This is a genomic window from Stenotrophomonas sp. SKA14 (assembly GCF_000158575.1).
GTDB lineage: Bacteria > Pseudomonadota > Gammaproteobacteria > Xanthomonadales > Xanthomonadaceae > Stenotrophomonas > Stenotrophomonas forensis.
On sequence record NZ_DS999412.1, the window covers coordinates 3,492,644 to 3,510,768 of the forward strand.

Sequence of the window (18,125 nt, forward strand, 5' to 3'; positions counted from 1 at the left end):
TGGACTGGCCTGATCAGGCCTCCTGCAACCCCGGCCGGCCGTGCTCCACCGCGTAGCGCTTCCAGCTCTGCACGTTGCCATTGGGCTGCATCACAGAATCCAGCGTCTTCATGTCACCGATCCATGCGTGGCGGGTGACATCGCACAGCACATAGCCACGCTTGTCGGTGGTCGCCTTCAGGTGCGGGCTGTGCCGCAGCTGGTTTTCGGCGTAAGCGTCCATGCCCTGGCCATCGGCACCGGAGGTGATCGACGTGGCGAGGAATTCGCTGGAGACCACGCCCGAATCGCGATGGTCCTGCACCAGGTCGCTGGCGTAATGGCGGTGCGCATCGCCACAGGCCGTGACCACGTTGCCGAAGCCGACTTTCTGGATGTGGTCGAGCAGGCGCCGGCGGCTGTCCAGATAGCCCGACCACTGGTCGTCGGACGACTGCACCACCCCGTCCTTCTCACGCATGTAATTGCCCAGCGCCACCTGGTGGGCGATGGTGTGCCAGCGCGGTGCGGCATCGGCCAGGCCGTCGAACAGCCAGCGCTCCTGCTTCGCCCCCACGATGCTGCGCTTCGGCGATTCCACCTCCTCGCGCAGCGCCATGTTCACCTGCTTGCTGCGGTACTGGCGGGTGTCGAGCAGGTGCAGGTCCATCAGCGTTCCGTAGCGCGCGCGCCGGTACAGCTGCATGTGGCCCTCGCGCGGAAATGCCGAACGCCGCAGCGGCATGTTCTCGTAGTAGGCCTGGAACGCCTGCGCACGGCGCAGCAGGAAGACTTCGCTGGGCGTATCGTCCTGGTCTTCGGCACCGGCCCAGTTGTTGTCCACTTCGTGGTCATCGAAGGTGACGAACCAGGGTGCCGACGCATGTGCAGCCTGCAGGTCGGCATCGCTCTTGTACTGGGCGTAGCGGCGGCGGTAGTCGTCCAGCGTATAGGTCTGCGGCCCGACATGATTTCGCAGGTTGGTGAATGGCTGGCCGTTCATCCTGCGCCGGCCCGGCTGGCTTTCACCCTCGTAGATGTAGTCACCGTAGTGGAACACGAAATCCAGCGGCTCCCCGGCGATCCGCCGCCACGCGGTGTAGTGGCCTTCCTCGTAGTGCTGGCACCCCGCCACCGCAAAGCGCACCCGATCCACTGCGGCCGTGGCCGCAGGCAAGGTGCGGGTACGGCCCACCGCACTGGCGTGGCCGCCCACCGTGAAGCGGTACCAGTAGGGGCGACCGGGTGCCAGCCCTTCCAGCTCCACGTGCACGGCGTGGCCCAGCTCGGGATGGGCCATCGCCGAGCCCTGGCGTACCACCTTGCGCATGCCATCGTCCGCAGCCAGCTGCCACTCGACCACCATCGGCCGCGTCGGCATGCCGCCGCCGAACAACAGTGGTTCGGTCGCCAGCCGCGTCCACAGCACCATGCCGTCGGCGGAGGGATCACCCGAGGCCACGCCCAGGGTGAACGGTGTGCTGGCAAAGTGCGGCGAGGCCAGCAGGTTGCGCGGGTTCAGCGCGGTGGCATCGGCCTGCGCGGCCAGTGCATGTGCCGTGCCCATCCACGCACCGGCTGCGGACAGGCCGGCCAGTGCCAGGAATCGCCTGCGATTGATCGTCTCCACGGCTGCGCCCTCAGTTGTAGATGATGTGGAAGTAGAAGAAGCGGCCGTAGTCGTCGATCTCGGTACGGAAGCGCCCGTTCGGACCGGTGCTGTAGGTGGGCTGGGTATTGAACAGGTTCTTGGCTTCGTACTTCAGCGTCACGTGCCTGCTGACCTTGTGGCTGAAGGCCATGTTGAAGGTCATGTAGGGGTCGTAGTACGAATCCAGCCACTCGGTATCACCGAAATCAACCAGCATCCGGCTGCGGTAGGTACCGGACAGGCGCAGCTGCGCACTCTTCCATGGCATGCGCCAGATCACCGAACCGTTGAGCGACCAGTCCGGCTGGTACAGCAGACGGTCGAGGCGGCGCTCGGTGCCATCGCTGATGCGGTAGTTGGTCTGGCCCTCCAGCCGGGTCGCGTTGAAGTACATGTCGAAACGGTGGCGGCCCCGCTGCAGGTTGCGGTTGGCCACCGCGAATTCGATGCCACGCAGCTTCGACTCATCCGTGTTCATCGGCTGGGTCACCCGGTAGCGGGTATCACCCACGTTCTCGAAGGTGGTCAGGGTGTAGATGTCATCCTTGATCACCTTGTCGAACAGCGCCACCGAGACAAGGCCGTTGTTGCCGTTGAAGTACAGATCCCACGCCAGGTCGATGTTGGTGGAACGGCGCGGCTGCAGGTTGGCGTTGCCCTGCTTGATGGTGCAGAAGCCCCTGCCTTCCTCGTCATCGCCACAGCTGGTGCTCGTGGCCTGGGCGATATTGCTCGGCGTCGGCCGGCCCAGGGTACGGCTGGCGGAGAATCGCAGGCGCTGGTCATCACTCAGCTTGAATGTGGCGTTCAATGACGGCAGCAGGTTGTTGTAGCCGCCGCCGGTCTTGCGGAAGGCCGAGGTATAGGTGGTGCCGCCGTCGTTGCTGAACGGACTGAATGCATCGAAGGCGGTGTGGTCATAGCGCAGGCCGCCGATCAGCAGCAGGCGGTCCCAGGCGTAATGGGCAGACACATACGCGTTGCCGATGTCTTCCACGTACTTGTAGTCGCTGGTGAAGTTGGCATTGGGATACGCCGCGTTGTTGCTGCCCAGCTTCGGAAACAGTTCGTCGTTCCACTTGCGGTTGTCGATCAGCGGAAAGCCCGGCACGCTGCCCAGCAGGGTCGAACCCGGGTACAGGTAGTCGTTCAACGTCGCGCTGCTCTTGTAGTAATCGAAATCGATGTCCTGCCAGATTTTCAGGTGACGGTACTCGGCACCCGCGGCCAGGCCGAAACCGCGCGCGTCGGCATCGATGTTGTAGCTGAAGTCGGCGCGCAGGTTGTCGATGGTTTCCTTGGCATCGCGCGGCGAAACATAGGCCTGTGCCGGATTGAGCTTGAATGCCGAACTGGTCAGCAGGCTGGAGTCGGAGACGCCCACCGCGTTGGGAAAGCCGTGGCTGTCGTTCTCGTAGTCGACGAACAGGTTGCTCGGATAGGCGCGCACGCCCCAGTAGACCTGGCTGTTGTGGAAGGTCTCCTCGGTGTGGCCGCCGCGCAGGGTCAGCCGCGAGCGATCACCGATATCCCAGTTGAAGCTGGCGATGGCGCCACGGTTGTTGCGGTCCCAGCGGTCGTGGCGATTCTTGATGTAGATGCTGTTGATCTGGGTGGTGCCGCTGTGTTCGGTCTGGTTGCGGATCGGAAACTTGGCATTGCCATACAGATCGGTCTTGTTCATCGTCGAGTTCTCGTAGAACCGGTACGAGTACAGCAGCAATGACGCATAGAACGGATCATCCGATGGTTTCCATTCCAGTTTGGCCGAGCCACCGAAATTGGTGATGAAGTTGGTGTAGGTACCGGTGCTGAAGTTGCCGGGTGCACGCAGCCCGTTCCAGCCCTTGGCCTCGTCCGGCCCGGTGGTGCCGTCGGTAAGGTACTTGCCGGCATCGTTGTAGTAGTAGTTCGACTCCACCCAGCGCTTGACGCTGTTACGCGAACGCTGCTCGTAGCGGGCCACCGCAACGATGCCGAATTGCTGGTCGGCACCGAACTGGTTGGAGAACACCATCTTGGCGCTCTTGCCGAAGTGGCCCAACGTCTCGTGGTTGCCGCCGGCGCTGCGCTCGACATGGGTCTCGGCCGTGGAATGGATACCGGCGACGTCGGCGAACACGTACTTGCCGGATCGATCGAACGCGCTGCGGCTGATGATGTCGATCACGCCGCCAATCGCGTCCGGCGCCTGTTCGGCGCTGAAGCTCTTGTAGATGTCGGTGCGGGTGCCGATGTCGCTGGGAATCAGCTGCAGGTTGTTCATGCGCTCGCCGGAGCCACTGCCGCCCACGCTGGCAATCGCGATGCCATCGATGGTGGTGTAGTTGAGGTTCGCCTGCACGCCACGCACGGTCACGTAGCGTGGTTCACCGGCATCCTCGACCGCGCTCAGGCCCGGCGCGGCCATCAGGCTTTCGGCCAAGGTCTCGTCACCGTAGCTGTCCATCTCGTCGTAGACCACCGAGTCCTTGATCACCGGCGAGGTCTTCTTCTGGTCGATCACCTCGTGGGCGGCGATCACCTTCACCGTATCCAGCGTTGGCGCCACCACGGCCTCGGCCTCGCGCGGCTTCGGTGCGGCCGGCTTCGGGGCGGTGCGCGCGGGTGCCGGATCGATGGCGATGACGTTGCCATCGACCACGGTATAGCCCAGGCCGGTACCGGCCAGCAGAGCGTCCAGCGCCTGCCTGACGGTAGCCCCTCGTGGCACCGCGCCGGCCATGCGCGCGTCACCGCCCGCCGAATACAGGAACTGTACGCCGGAACTGCGCGACAACTGTTCCAGCGCACGCGACAGCGGCTGCGCTGCAATCGGGGCCGATACAGGCGTTTCGAGGCCATCGGCGCCGGCCGCGAGGGCCACCGGCATGCTGCAGGGAGACAGGGCGAGGACGATCGACAGGTAGAGCGTGTTCCGCATCACGGGTCCTTGGAAGAGAGAGGCAACAGGTGCCGCAGCGTGATCCGACAGCGGCTTCTCCCAAGTAAGAGCCCGCGTCCGCCGAAGTGGAGAACGCGGATTCGATGAATTTTTTCTGACAGCGCGCGGCAGCCGGCTTCAACGACTTCCGACCCGCACCGTATCGCCTTCGCGACGGACGACGAAGCGCGGATCGCGTTCGAGGAAGGCCTGCAACGCACCGATGCGATGCGCATCCAGGCTGCCGGACAACCGCGCCGCCGCCGCGCCTTCGTCCAGCACCCGCACCTGTACCTGGTTGTGGCGGTTGAAGGCTGCAGCCACCTCGTCCAGCCGCTCGTCCAGGAACGATACCTTGCGCTGCTGCCAGTCCAGCAGCATCGACAATGGCATGTCCAACGATTCAACGGCATGGCTGCGCGTGTCGACCTGCACCACGCGCCCTCCGTCCAGCTGTGCAAGGCGGCGGGCGCCTGCTCCCTGGCTCCAGACCTCGACCTCGCCGGAAACCACGCCGATGCGCGTGCCCTGCAGACGTCGCGACACGTCGAACACCGTGCCGATGTCACGGATCTCCAGGCCGTTCACCTGCACCTTGAACGGCCGCCGGTCGTGAGCGATGTCGAATGTGGCCTCGCCCTGCAGGAGTTCCACCTTGCGGCTGAACCAGCCCATCCGCACGCGCAGGCGGCTGTCCGCGTTGAGCTGCACCTGGGTCTGATCGGCCAGCACCAGGTCGAGCAGTTCACCGTGGTCGGCGCTGTACATCTGCTCGGCAGGCATCAGCAGCGGAAGCAGGCCAATGCCCAGCAAGGCAGCGCACGCTGCGGCGGCCAGGCCCAGCCAGCGTGTGCGGTCGCGCCTGGGCACACTGCGCAGCGGCTCCGGCGTGCTGCCGAACAGCGGCACCACCTTCGCCGAGGCGCCCTTCACTGGCCACGCCAGCACCTCCTCGGGCAGCGGCGATTGCAGTGCCTCATCGACCTGACGATACAGCGCGAGCGCCCGCATGTAGGCGCGCACGTGCTCGGGCGAACGCTTCATCCACTCCAGGAAGGCAGCGCGCTCGGCCTCGCTCAACGTCCCCTCGCGATTGCACAGGAACCAGTCCATGGCCTCGCGGGAAATGCCATCGTCGGCCACGTGGGATGGATGCCGGTTCATGTGTGCTCCCTGGCGCCCAGCGCCTTCCTGCAGGCCTCCAGCCCCTTGCCGATATGCTTGCGCACCATGTGCACCGACACCTGCAGCTGCTGGCTGATTCCCGGGCAGTCCAGCCCGTCGCGATAGTGCAGTTCCATCACCCGCCGCGTAGTCGTCGGCAACTGTGCGATGGCGCTGCGGATGTCGATCCAGCGCTGCGCGCGCTCGAACTCACCTTCGATGTCTTCTTCACTCTTCAACACTTCAGCCAGCAGATCGACGTCTTCCAGCGGCGGCAACGTGGAACGCGAGCGTGCGTGCTCGCGCGCCAGATTGGCCGCCACGGTGAACAGGTAGGCTTCCGGGTTCTCGATCGCCGCCGCATCCTCGCCGGTCGTCCGCAGCAGCCGCAGGTACACCTCCTGGGCGAGATCCTCGGCATCCTCGCTGGCCGAGCCGCGACGCAGGAAGAAGCCACGCAGCAGCCTGCGCCGCAGTTCGTAGCTCTTTTCCCAGATCCTCACGCTGTTCACGGCCGACCAACCACCCCGAGGCTGGAAAACCCAGCAGAGTGACGGCCCTCGGTGACAGGGGTGTTGCAGTGGCATGCCAACGGCTGCTTGCCAGAGACCCAAGCCGGGCCCGCCTATCGACGCCAGCAGGCCCGGCCTACGCTTTCCTTCCCGGTGACCGCCACGGTCGCCCTTCGCCTCCCGGCCCCGCCGTGGCAACCCCGCTCCAGTGCTGTGCGCCCTGCCGGTGTTGTCGTCCCGGCAGGCGGCCGGCCGGCGCACTCTGGAGACCGCCATGAACCAAGCCCTCATCCCCTTCGATACCGACCCGCTGGAAACGCGGGAGTGGCGTGAATCGCTGCAGGCGGTGATGCAGGCCGGTGGCCGGCCACGCGCGCATTACCTGATCGACCAGCTCAGCGATCTGGACGCCCAGCAGCACGGCGACCTGCACACCCGCGCCTGGACCGCCTACGTCAACACCATTCCCCCCGAGCGCCAACCTGCCTATCCGGGCGACCTGGCCATCGAGCGCCGCTTGAACGCGATGATCCGTTGGAACGCGATGGTGATGGTGCTGCGTGCCGGCAGGTATTCCAACGTCGGTGGCCACATCGCCACCTACCAGTCAGCCGCCGTGCTGTACGACGTGGGCTTCGACCATTTCTTCCGCGGCCGCACCGACACCTTCGACGGCGACATGATCTACATCCAGGGCCATTCCGCGCCGGGCATCTATGGCCGTGCCTATGTGGAAGGCCGCATCGATCCGCAGCGGATGGACAACTTCCGCCGCGAAGCCGCGCGCGAAGGACTGTCTTCCTACCCGCACCCGCGCCTGATGCCGGAGTTCTGGCAGTTCCCCACCGTGTCGATGGGGCTGGGCCCGCTCACCGCAGCCTACCAGGCGCGCTACATGCGCTACCTCGAGTACCGGGGCCTGAAGGAACACCAGGGTCGCAAGGTATGGGCCTTCCTGGGTGATGGCGAGATGGACCAGCCCGAATCACTGGCGGCGATCTCGCTGGCCGGACGCGAGCGGCTGGACAATCTCGTGTTCGTGGTCAACTGCAACCTGCAGCGCCTGGACGGCCCGGTGCGCGGCAACGGCAAGGTCATCCAGGAGCTGGAAGGCACCTTCCGCGCCGCCGGCTGGAACGTGATCAAGCTGATCTGGGGCAGTGGCTGGGACGATCTGCTGGCCCGCGACCACGGCGGCCTGCTGCGCCAGCGCATGATGGAATGTGTGGATGGCGACTACCAGACCTTCAAGTCGCAGAGCGGCGCGTATGTGCGTGAGCACTTCTTCGGCCGTTACCCCGAACTGCTGGAGCTGGTCTCGCACATGAGCGACGACGACATCTGGGCGCTCGCACGCGGCGGCCACGATCCGCAGAAGGTCTTCGCCGCCTACCAGCAGGCCGTCAATACCAGCGGCCGGCCGACGGTGATCCTGGCCAAGACGGTCAAGGGCTTCGGCATGGGCGAAGCCGGCGAAGGCCAGAACATCAACCATCAGCTGAAGAAGATGAGCGCCGACGCGGTGCGTGCGTTCCGCGACCGCTTCAATCTGCCGATCAGCGACGAACAACTGGAGGAGATGCCCTACCTGCGCCCGGAACCCGGCAGTGCCGAAGCGCTGTACTTCGCCGAGCGCCGCCGCATCCAGGGCGGACAGCTGCCGGCGCGCCTGGCCCGGGTCGATCCGCTGCCACTGCCGCCGTTGTCGATCTTCAACAGCCAGCTGCAGGGCAGCGGCGATCGTGGCCAGTCCACCACCATGGGCTTCGTGCGCATCCTCACCAGTCTGCTGAAGGACCCGGAACTGGGCAGGCTGGTGATTCCGATCGTGCCCGATGAATCGCGCACCTTCGGCATGGAGGGGTTGTTCCGCCAGATCGGCATCCATTCGTACCTCGGCCAGCTGTACACCCCGCAGGACGCCGGCCAGTTGAGCTACTACAAGGAAGCCAGGGACGGGCAAATCCTGCAGGAAGGCATCAACGAATCCGGTGCGATCTGTTCGTGGATCGCCGCCGGTACCGCCTACAGCAACCATGGCCTGGCCACGATTCCGTTCTCCATCTTCTATTCGATGTTCGGGCTACAGCGCGTCGGCGACCTGGCATGGGCCGCAGCCGATGCGCGTACGCGCGGTTTCCTGCTGGGCGCCACCTCCGGCCGCACCACGCTGATGGGCGAAGGCCTGCAGCACGACGATGGCCACAGCCACGTGCTGTCGTCGGTGATTCCCAGTTGCGTGTCCTACGACCCGACCTTCAACTACGAGCTGGCGGTGATCATCCACGACGGCCTGCGCCGCATGTACGTCGACCAGGAAGACATCTACTACTACATCACCGTACTCAACGAGAACTACCCGCATCCGGCACTGCCCGAGGGCGCCGAGGCCGGCATCCTGAAGGGACTGTACCTGCTGCACCCCGCGCCCTCCGGACGAGGGACCTCGCAGCCACGCGTGCAGCTGATGGGCAGTGGCTCGATCCTGCGCGAAGTGGAGGCTGCGGCCGAGTTGCTGCAACAGGACTTCGGCATCGCCAGCGACGTCTGGAGCGCGACCAGCCTGACCGAACTGCGCCGCGATGGCCTGGCTGCGGAACGCTGGAACCTGCTGCATCCGGCCGCGGAACCCCGTGTGCCTTACGTGCAGCAGTGCCTGCAAGGCCACGCAGGGCCGCTGGTGGTGGCCACCGACTACATGAAGATCGTCGGCGACCAGATCCGTCCCTTCATCAATGACCGCCGTTTCACTGCATTGGGCACCGACGGCTTCGGCCGCTCCGACACGCGTGAATCGCTTCGCACGTTCTTCGAAGTGGATCGCCACTTCATCGTGCTGGCGGCCCTGAAGGCACTGGCCGATGAGGGCCGCATCGAGCGCTCGCGGGTGCAGGAGGCCATCGACCGATACGGCATCGACACCGGCAAGCCCGATCCGGCCGCGGTGTAGGGCGGCAGGCGCAACGCCTGCGGATCTTCCGCGCAGGCGCGGCGCGCGCAGTGCCGCTAGGGCAACCGCTTGAACAGGTTGGTCTGCAGGATCGGCGTACCGTCATGGCCGTAGAACGCCTTGGTCTCGGTCATCGTCGCGCGGTCATCGGCTACCGTGTAGATGCGGGTCGAGGCGGGCGTGCCATGGTCCACCAGCTGCATCACCAGCGTGTTCGGCGCCGGCAGCTTCAGGTTGGCCTTGTCCGCGCCATAGGTGCCGGACAAGGCGCCCGGCGTGCCATCCAGGGCCAGCGTGCCATCGGACTTCATGGTCTTGCCGTCATGCAGGACGATATCCACATGCGAACTCCAACGGCCGCTGCCGGCGTCCTTGAACTCCAGCACCACCTGCTTCGGGCGCTGCGCTTCGGGCAGCGCCGAGGTGGCGATATCCAGCGACCAGCGCCCCAGCAGCGGTGAGGGTGAGGCCTCCATCGCCAGCGCCGACGCGGCCGGCAGTGACAGCGCGGACAACAACACAGCGGACAACAGCTTCATACGATGCTCCGTTCGAGTGAAGAAGGCTCTGCGTAGGACATTGTGGGGCGCAGCGCTTCGGATCGTGCCCGTCACCCGTGCCGGGTACAAGCCGAAGCGCTGAACACAGGGCAACGTCACGCCTTAATAGCCGACCTTCACGGTGAACATCACGTTCCGCGGCGCGCCGTACCAGGCCTGGTTGTAGAAGCCGATCTGCGAGTAGTAGTGGCGGTCGAACAGGTTGTTGATGTTGACCGCCGCGGACAGGTTGGAACTGAACTGGTAGCGCGCCATCAGGTTGACCAGCGCATAGCCGGGCTGCTCTACCGGCACCCGGCGGTTTCCGGGTGCCGTGGCGGTCTGGTACATGCGGTTCTGCCAGTCCACGCCACCACCAAGGGTCAGCCGGTCCCAGGCACCGGGCAGGCGCCAGGTAGTGAACAGCTTGAACAGGCTGCGTGGCTTGGCGGTATTGATGGCCCTGCCCTGTGCGTCCTGCGCGACGAACGTGGTGAAGCTGGTGCCCAGGCTCCAGCCCGGCAATGGCTCACCGGCCAGTTCAAGTTCCAGTCCATCCACCGTTGCACCCTTCACTGCGCGGTACGCGGCCTGCGTACTGCCCTCGACCAGCCCGCCGGTCGCTTCGGCCAGGTTGTCCTGCCGGGTACGGAACAGCGCGGCTGAAGCATTCAAGCGCTCCTGCAGCCAGCTGCCCTTGAGGCCCAGCTCATAGCTGCGGCCGCTCACCGGGTCGAGGATCTGCCCGGATGCATCGCGATTGTTCTGCGGCTTGAAGATGCCGGTGTAGCTGGCGTAGACGCTGCTGTACCCGTTGAGGCCCCAGACCAAGCCGGCATACGGCACGAACTCGTTGCGATAACGGTACTTGCGCTTGCTGCCGAAGTAGACCTGGTCCGTCTCCCAGTTGCTCAGGCGAGCACCGACGATCGCATGCAGCGGGTCAGCCAGCGACAGCCGCGCCACCGCATAGGCGCCGCTCTGATGGTTGTCCAGATCATCGGCCTGGGTCTTGCTGCTGGCCCACACCGGTTCCGGCGTGCCCGGCCCGTGCCAGTCCAGATAGCTGGCCAACGGCGGCAGCGGCGCCAGCGCGCGGTACTGGCCCAGCGCGATCTCGTCGCGCGACCGCGACCAGCCGATCGACGCCGTGTGCTGGCGACCGAACAGCTGGAACGGACCCGACAGGCTGGCACTGAGTGCCTCTCGCCGCACCGGTCCATCGTAGCGGGTGAAGCTGTTGCCATTGGGCATGGCACCGGTGACCGGATCGGGATAGCCGCCGCGATAGAGATGCTTCATCTCCATGTCGGTATGCGAACGGCTGTAGGACACCCGCGCCTGCCAGTCGTTACCGAAGCGGTGGTTGAAATCGAAGAAGCCGTTGCGGGTATCGGTGCTCATCCGTGCCCACGGGGCCGTGGCCGATACCGAACGATCGAAGGCGGTGCGCGTGCCATCGGCGTTGAACAGCGCGAAGCCACTGCCAAAGCCACGGTTGTCATTGCCCTGGTAGGAGATGCCGGCGATCAACCCGGTGTCCTCGCCCAGATCCACGCTGACCACGCCGTAGAGCGTCTTCGCGGTGCTGTCCAGGCCGGCGGTGTAGCTGTCGGCCTCTGCTTTGGCTGCCACCAGGCGACCGCGTACGCGGCCTTCCCTGCTCAACGGGCTGGACACATCCGCCCACGCCCGCCGTGCGTCCCAGCTACCGAGGCCGATGCCAGCACTGGCAGCGAACTCGCGCAACGGTCGCTTGCGCACGTAGTTCACCGCTGCCGAAGGATTGCCGGCACCGGTCATCAGGCCGTTGGCACCGCGCACGATCTCGATACGGTCATACACCACCATGTCCAGGTTGTTCTCGCCGAAATTCCACGGCGACAGCACCGGCATCACCACGCCATCGAACTGGTAGTTGTCGATCTCGAAACCCCGCGCCGAGAACGAGTAGCGGTTGGCATCGCTGCGCGTGACCGAGATGCCTGGCGCGGTGGCCAGCGCATCGGCCGTACTCAGCAGCGCGCGGTCCTCGATCTGCTGGTGGGTGACGACGCTGACCGACTGCGGTGTCTGCCGCGACGTCAGCGACAGGCCGGTCGCCGTGCCCATGGAATCGGTGGTGTAGGAGCGCGACGATTCGGTGCTGCCGTCGAGATCGGCGGTGACCTGCACGGTGGGCAGTTGCGAGGCCGTGGCGGCAGGTGCGCGTTCGGCGGCATGGGCAGCGTTGAACAGCGCCAGGGTCGTGCCGATGGCAGTTGCCAGGGCACACGGGCGGAAACAGGCAGGCATGGAAGGTCCAGCGGGAAGGAAAGGCTGGATGAGAATTATTGTCATTTGAACGTGAGCGCACGTATGCGCGGACGCAGCAGGTGTTTGCGCGCTGCCGGCGATGATCGAACGTCAGCGGAACCGGCTCGGTGCGATGCCATAGCGTGCACGGAACGCGGTCGCGAAATTGGTGGCATGCCGGTAGCCGGCGAAATGTGCGGCCTGCTGCACGCTGCAGCCCTGCCGGAGCTGCTCGCAGGCCCGCTGCAACCGATGCTCGCGCAGCCAGGCAAACACCGAGCATCGATACTCCTGCAGGAACTTCAGGCGCAGGCTGCTGGCGCTCATGCAGGCCACGCGCGCCAGATCGTCCAGGCTGTGATCGGCGGCCGGCGCTGCCTGCAGGCAATCGATCACCCGCTGCAGCATGCGGCGATCGCGCGCGGACACGCGCAGCTCCAACGCGGCATTGCGAGCAGGCGCGCCCAGGGACAGTGCCAGCATCTGCAGGCCCACGCCCTCGCACAGCAGCGCATGCATCGCACCGTCCCAGACACCCGACAGCAGCTGGTCGGCCGCGTGCCCCAGATGCGCGGGTACCTGCCAGCTGTGCAACGGCCGGCCGTCGGAGCGGTGCGCGGACAGCAGTTCGTTGATCACCGGGTCATCCAGCGGCGCCGATGCATCCAGCGAGACATTCAGGCTGCGCATGCGCTGCCCCGCGGGGTGGATCGCGGTCATGGGCGCCGCATCGGCCAGTATCCTCGCGCCCGCGCCCGGGCGCATTCCGATCTGCGCCTGCCCTGACAGGCGAGCACCGGCGCAGCCTTCCAGCATCACGATGGCCGAGAACGCCGGCGGCACTTCCGAGATCGCCTCGAAGGCCTGGTGCGCAACCACGTCCGACAGCGCCAGGGTCACGCCCGGGCGCAGGCAGCGCTGCTCCACCCTGCCCTCGACCACGTACGGCTCCGCGGTGGTGGCGGCCGGTTCCGGCAGTCGATAGCGGAAGCCGCTGCGGCGGCCCAGGTGGTCCAGGTCGGCAAGGGTGAGGGCATGCATGGAGTCACCAGCGGAGGAACAAACGTCGGCCATTCTCATATGAGAACCACTCTCATCTCCAGTCCGACTGGCAAGGCCCATTCGCCCCTTGTCGATACAAATAGTTACGTTATAACATTTCACACTATTTTCACGGAGCGTGTCATGCGTCGCCATCTGCTTGCTGCCGCCATTCTGTTCGCCGTCCACACCGCCCACGCGGCGGACGAACCCACCCTTCCCACGCTTCAGGTCGAGGCCTCGAAGCCCTCGCGTATCGACAGCCGCGTCACCGTCGACAATCCACAGGCGCAGAACCGCACCCTGGGCGGCCTGCTCGAGCATGTCTCCGGCGTGCAGAACAGCGCTTTCGGGCCCAACGCGGGCGCCCCGGTCATCCGCAGTCTCAGCGGCAACCGGGTTCAGATCCTGCAGGATGGCCAGTCCATCCTTGGCATGAATGCGATCAGCGGCGACATCAACATTCCCTTCGACCCACTGTTCGTGCGCAGTGTCACCGTCAACAAGTCCTCCGACACGGTGCGCTATGGCGGCAACGCGATCGGCGGCAGCGTGGAGGTCGACTCGGGCCTGATCTCGCGCAGCATGGAAGACAAGGACCAGTCGATGGAACTGGTCCTGCGCAAGGGCTTCAACGCCGCCGACGCGCAGGGCTTCCGCATGAACTTCAACAACCAGCGCAACATCTCCACCAACCTGCAGGTCTCGCGCCAGCGCATCTCCCACTACGACATCCCCGGCAATAGCAAGGCCAGCGTCTGCAACACCCGCCTGTTCCCCGCCACCGGCGGCGTCAACTCGGCACTGGCCGACAGCTGCCAGAAGGAAGCGCGCGTCCAGCAGATCTACAACAAGGCCTCGCAGCCCTATATCGACCAGTTCATGACCGAGAACCCGGACTGGGCCGACGGTGACTTCTCCTTCTATACCAACAACCCGACCTCGGTCTGGCAGCGCCGCACCTACATCAACCCGGTCAATCCGGCCTATGTGCCCGGCACGCCCTCGTATGTGCAGAAGCAGATCAACAATGACGTGACCCCCGACTATCACCACCGGTTGGGCAACAGCTACTCACGCAATTCGCAGGTGGCCGCCGGCTCGACCCTGTTCTTCGACCGCGGCTACGTCGGTGTCAGCATCGATGCCAAGGACAGCGAATACGGCGTGCCCGGCTTCTCGATGCAGAACCTGTCATTCGGCTCGAACTACGCCGATGGCCTGCCGGTGGGCGTGGTGATCAAGCAGCAGCGCTACGCGCTGGAAGCACTGCTGCGCGATCCGCTGCCCTACTTCGAGCGTGCCGAACTGCGTGTCTCCAAGCTGGACAACACCTCGGGCGAACGACTCGGCGCGTCCAAGGCCAACGACTACGACTTCGAAAGCATCCAGGCCGAGCTGCTGCTCAGCCACCAGCGCGTCGGCCCGCTCAGCGGCATGCTCGGCCTCAGCCACCAGTCGCGTGATGTCACCGGCAGCGGCTCGCTGCGCTACCTGCCCGATGTCGATACCAGCAGCAATGCGGTGTTCCTGAAAGAGACGCTGGACTTCGGCTGGGCCACTTTCGATGCCGGCGTCCGTCATGAGCGTGTCGACCACACGCTGCAGCCCAGCCGATTCAAGACCGCGCGCAACGCTGCCAACACGAAACTGCAGGACCGCGACTACCGGCTCAACAGCTACAGCCTCGGCTCGTACGTCGAGCTCGGCCCTTTGTTTGCCGCCAAGGTGCGCTACTCGTCCTCGCAGCGCGCACCGGAGATCAACGAGCTGTATGCCAGCAACGCGCACTATTCGGTGATGACCCAGGAAGAAGGCAACCAGAACCTGGAGCCGGAGCGTGCGAAGAACCTGGAGTTGACCGGCCTGTTCCACCTCGGCGGTTTCGAGCTGTCGGCCACCGCGTACCGGATGAAGTACGAGAACTACCTCTACCTTGGATACTCCGGCCTGCAGACCGCCAACCGCCTGCCGCTGAAGTACTGGAAGCAGACCGACACCACGGTGAAGGGCTTCGAGATCGACGCTTCGCAGGCGCTGGATCTCGGCCGCTATGGCACGTTGAATGTCTCGGCCTTTGCCGACCTGGTGAAGAACAAGGCCGACCACCCGGACGCACTGCGCGCCCACAATGATGGCGAGTACCTGCCGAACATGCCGACCAACCGCTACGGCGCCAACCTGCAGTGGCAACGCCAGGGCTGGAAGGCGCAGCTGTCCAGTACCTACTACGGCACGCAGAAGTACCTCGGCCGCAATGTCAGCGAGGAAATTCCGCTGGACGCGTTCAACCTGGTCGACCTGCAGGTCAGCCGCGAACTGCCGGTGCGCAACAGTTACATCGCCGGCATGGAAGTGTTCGTCAACGGCAGCAACCTGCTCGACGAGGAAGCGCGCCCGCACAACTCGCCGTTGAAGTACATCGCCCCGCTGCCGGGGCGTGGCTTCCAGGTGGGTGTGACGGTCAGGCTCTGAGCCTGGCCTTGCAACACAGCGCCTGCGGCCACGGAGCCGCAGGCGCCTGCCACCTCAGTAGCTGCCGCGCAGGGTCAGCATCCAGTTGCGCGGTTCGCCGTAGTAGTTGCCTAGGGTGGATGAGCCGACCGTGCGGTAGTACGTTCTATCGAACAGGTTGTTGGCATTGAGCGCAACCAGCCAATGCGGAGTCATCCGGTACTCCACCATCGCATTCCATACCGCATAACCGGCCTGGGTGTAGGCGAACGCCGTGCTGGGGCCTGTCCAGTTCCGAGCGCTCTCGTTCCAGGTCGCAGCCATGCCCTTTACGTACTGGTTGCTGCTGATGGTCGCACCTCCGCCGATCTTCCACGCCGACGCCATGCCAGGCAGCTGCCAGGTGCCGAAGAACTTCAGCGAGTGCTTGGGCGTGATCGTGCTGAACACCGCGCTGTCGGTCTTGTTGTGGTTGCTGTTGAAGGTGTAGCCGGCATACAGGTTCACCCCGCGCGCGATCTCACCATTTACTTCCGCATCCACGCCCTGGCTGACCACCCTGCCCGCGTTGACGTAACAGCAGGTGCCGGCGAACAGCGTTTCCGTGATCGGGTAGCGGGCATCCTGTATCGCACGGTCCTTCTGGATCACCCGGTAAAACGCAAAGGACGTGTTGAGGCCACCTTCCAGCAGTTCCCCCTTCACGCCCACTTCGGTGTTGCTGCCGTGCATCGGCTTGAGGCCACTGCCCGGTGCCGGCCCCGATTTGTAATAGGCCTGCGGGTTGAAGATCTCCGCGTAGCTGGCATAGGCCGACCATTGCGGCGAAAGGTCGTAGATGATGCCGCCGAACGGCACGACCTGGGTGGGTTCGCTGTACTGGGTGGCGCTGGCCACGCGCCAGGTATCGGTCATCTGCCAACTGGCGTCCAGGTAGGTGCTGTAGACCTGGTTGAATGTGTATCTGTTCGCGCGCGCGCCGACGACCACCTTGGTGTTGTCCGCCACTTCCAGCCGCAGCGTGCTGTAGACACCATACTGGCGCGTGTCGTTCGGGTCATAGCTGCGGAACAGCTGGCCACGTGCCAGGTTGCCAGGCACGTAAGGCGTCGAGCCGATGTCAAACAGATTGGCGGCCTGCCCGGTAGCGCGCTCGACCACGAAACTCTGCCAGCGGCTCCGGATATCCTGCATGTCCGCACCCACCAGCAGTTCGTGCGTGCGCCCGAACATATCGAATGCACCACTCAGGTTGAGATCGATCATGTGCTGGCGGTTCCAGCTGTGCTGGTCAGAGCCGACCCAGCGCGAACCGGCCAGGGTCACCGGATTGACCGCACCAGACACGTAGCCCCCGTTGACGTCGCGATCTTCCTCGGTGAACGTGGCGTTGAGGCGCATCGTCCAGCGCGGCGCCAGCCTCCAGCTGACCTTGGCGAAGAACTCGGTCGAGGTGGTGTCCTCGTAAGCCCATGGCGCGGTCAGTGCGGTGTGCCGCGGCAGTCCCAGGTCGGCACCGTTGCTGTAGCGCGGAAAGCCCTGCGGCGTTCCTTGTTCCTTGACGTGCTGGTAGCGCGCCCCCAGTGCCACCACGGCATTGGAACCGACATCGGCTTCCACAACGCCATAGAACGTCGGCTTGCGGGTGGACCGCAGATCGGTGAAGTACCTGCGGTCATCGTAGGCCACCACCGCGCGACCGCGCAGCTTGCCACCGAAGGCCAGTGGACCGGAGGCATCCATCTCGGTGCGGTAGTTGTCCCAGCTGCCGGCGCTGGCGGTCAACTTGAACTGCGGCACGGCGGTCGGCATCTTCCGCACGAGGTTTACCGCGCCTCCTGGGTTGCCGGTGCCGTTGAGCAGGCCTGCCGCACCGCGCAGCACTTCGACACGATCAAACTCGGTCATGTCATAGGAGATGAAGGTGTAGTTGCCGCTGGAGGTCGACATCGGCGCACCGCCATCGATCTGCACGCTGTCGATGGCAAAGCCGCGCGAGTAGATGTCGGTCAGGCGGTGGCCACTGTCCTGCACGGTCAGGCCGACGATCTGCTCGGCCGCCTTGCCCAGGTCGGTGATGTTCTGATCCTCGAGGCGCTGCTTGGTCAGCACCGAGACCGACTGCGGCAGTTCCCGCATGGCCTGTGCCGTCTTGCCAATCGTCAAGCCATCGCTGGTGTACGAGCCGGTGCCTTCAGTCTCTCCCAGGCGACGGGCCTCAACCCGCACTTCGCGTAGCGTGCCCACCGTCCTGCCGTCTTCGTGGCCCACCGATGCACGTCGCACGATCACGTCAGTGCCCTGGATATCGGCCACCAGGCCACTGCCTGACAGCAGCCTCTCCAGCGCCTGCCGCGCTGTCAGCCGTCCGGACACCGCAGGCGCCTGCTTGCCCGCGACCAGGTCGGGATGCACCATCAGCTGCAGCTCAGCCTGCCGTGCCAGTTCATTCAGCGCGCTGCCCAACGACTGTGCTCGCAGCGAGACGGTCACGGAGCCGGCATCGGTTTCCCGCGCATGTGCTGGCAAAGAAGTGGTTGCCAGCAATGGCAGGGCAATAGCGGTGGCCAGCGCGAGCGGCGCAAGGCGAAGGAACGGGTGCGGCATGTAGGGAGCT

Annotated in this window: 10 protein-coding genes; 2 read left to right on the forward strand and 8 right to left on the reverse strand. The window is 65.1% G+C overall.

Translation table 11 applies throughout. From position 1 onward, the window contains the following. Positions 1-13 precede the first annotated feature (13 nt). The 4 genes from SSKA14_RS15675 to SSKA14_RS15690 form a co-directional block, all read right to left on the reverse strand. A complete protein-coding gene (locus tag SSKA14_RS15675; RefSeq protein WP_008265496.1) occupies positions 14-1,609 on the reverse strand; it encodes an alkaline phosphatase D family protein in 1,596 nt (531 codons plus the stop codon). A gap of 10 nt (positions 1,610-1,619) precedes the next feature. Continuing rightward, the gene (locus tag SSKA14_RS15680) at positions 1,620-4,553 is read right to left on the reverse strand and encodes a TonB-dependent receptor (RefSeq protein ID WP_008266774.1); all 2,934 of its coding nucleotides are present in this window, start codon (positions 4,551-4,553) and stop codon (positions 1,620-1,622) included. 138 nt (positions 4,554-4,691) lie between these two features. Next, positions 4,692-5,717 (reverse strand): FecR domain-containing protein, encoded by a 1,026-nt coding sequence (locus SSKA14_RS15685; RefSeq protein WP_008265211.1) that lies wholly within the window; start codon positions 5,715-5,717, stop codon positions 4,692-4,694. Further along, a complete protein-coding gene (locus SSKA14_RS15690; RefSeq protein ID WP_008266364.1) occupies positions 5,714-6,229 on the reverse strand; it encodes an RNA polymerase sigma factor in 516 nt (171 codons plus the stop codon). Before SSKA14_RS15690 ends, SSKA14_RS15685 begins: the two co-directional genes overlap by 4 nt. Before the next feature lie 274 nt (positions 6,230-6,503). Between SSKA14_RS15690 and aceE the strand changes: the two genes are divergently transcribed. Beyond that, the gene (gene aceE, locus SSKA14_RS15695; protein WP_008264502.1) at positions 6,504-9,179 is read left to right on the forward strand and encodes a pyruvate dehydrogenase (acetyl-transferring), homodimeric type; all 2,676 of its coding nucleotides are present in this window, start codon (positions 6,504-6,506) and stop codon (positions 9,177-9,179) included. A 56-nt stretch (positions 9,180-9,235) separates the two neighbouring features. On the opposite strand, the gene SSKA14_RS15700 is transcribed toward aceE, so the two are convergent. The 3 genes from SSKA14_RS15700 to SSKA14_RS15710 form a co-directional block, all read right to left on the reverse strand. Beyond that, positions 9,236-9,718, reverse strand: coding sequence for a hypothetical protein (locus SSKA14_RS15700; RefSeq protein WP_008267606.1), 483 nt, complete (start codon positions 9,716-9,718; stop codon positions 9,236-9,238). 123 nt (positions 9,719-9,841) lie between these two features. Then, positions 9,842-12,013: a TonB-dependent siderophore receptor gene (locus SSKA14_RS15705; protein ID WP_040008049.1), complete on the reverse strand. Its 2,172-nt coding sequence runs from the start codon at positions 12,011-12,013 to the stop codon at positions 9,842-9,844. A gap of 111 nt (positions 12,014-12,124) precedes the next feature. After that, positions 12,125-13,054, reverse strand: coding sequence for a helix-turn-helix transcriptional regulator (locus tag SSKA14_RS15710; protein ID WP_008264893.1), 930 nt, complete (start codon positions 13,052-13,054; stop codon positions 12,125-12,127). A 144-nt stretch (positions 13,055-13,198) separates the two neighbouring features. Between SSKA14_RS15710 and SSKA14_RS15715 the strand changes: the two genes are divergently transcribed. Further along, a complete protein-coding gene (locus SSKA14_RS15715; RefSeq protein ID WP_008264615.1) occupies positions 13,199-15,529 on the forward strand; it encodes a TonB-dependent receptor in 2,331 nt (776 codons plus the stop codon). 54 nt (positions 15,530-15,583) lie between these two features. Here the strand turns inward: SSKA14_RS15715 and SSKA14_RS15720 are convergent, their stop codons facing one another. After that, positions 15,584-18,001, reverse strand: a complete 2,418-nt coding sequence (locus SSKA14_RS15720) for a TonB-dependent receptor (protein WP_198283613.1) — start codon at positions 17,999-18,001, stop codon at positions 15,584-15,586. Positions 18,002-18,125 lie beyond the last annotated feature (124 nt).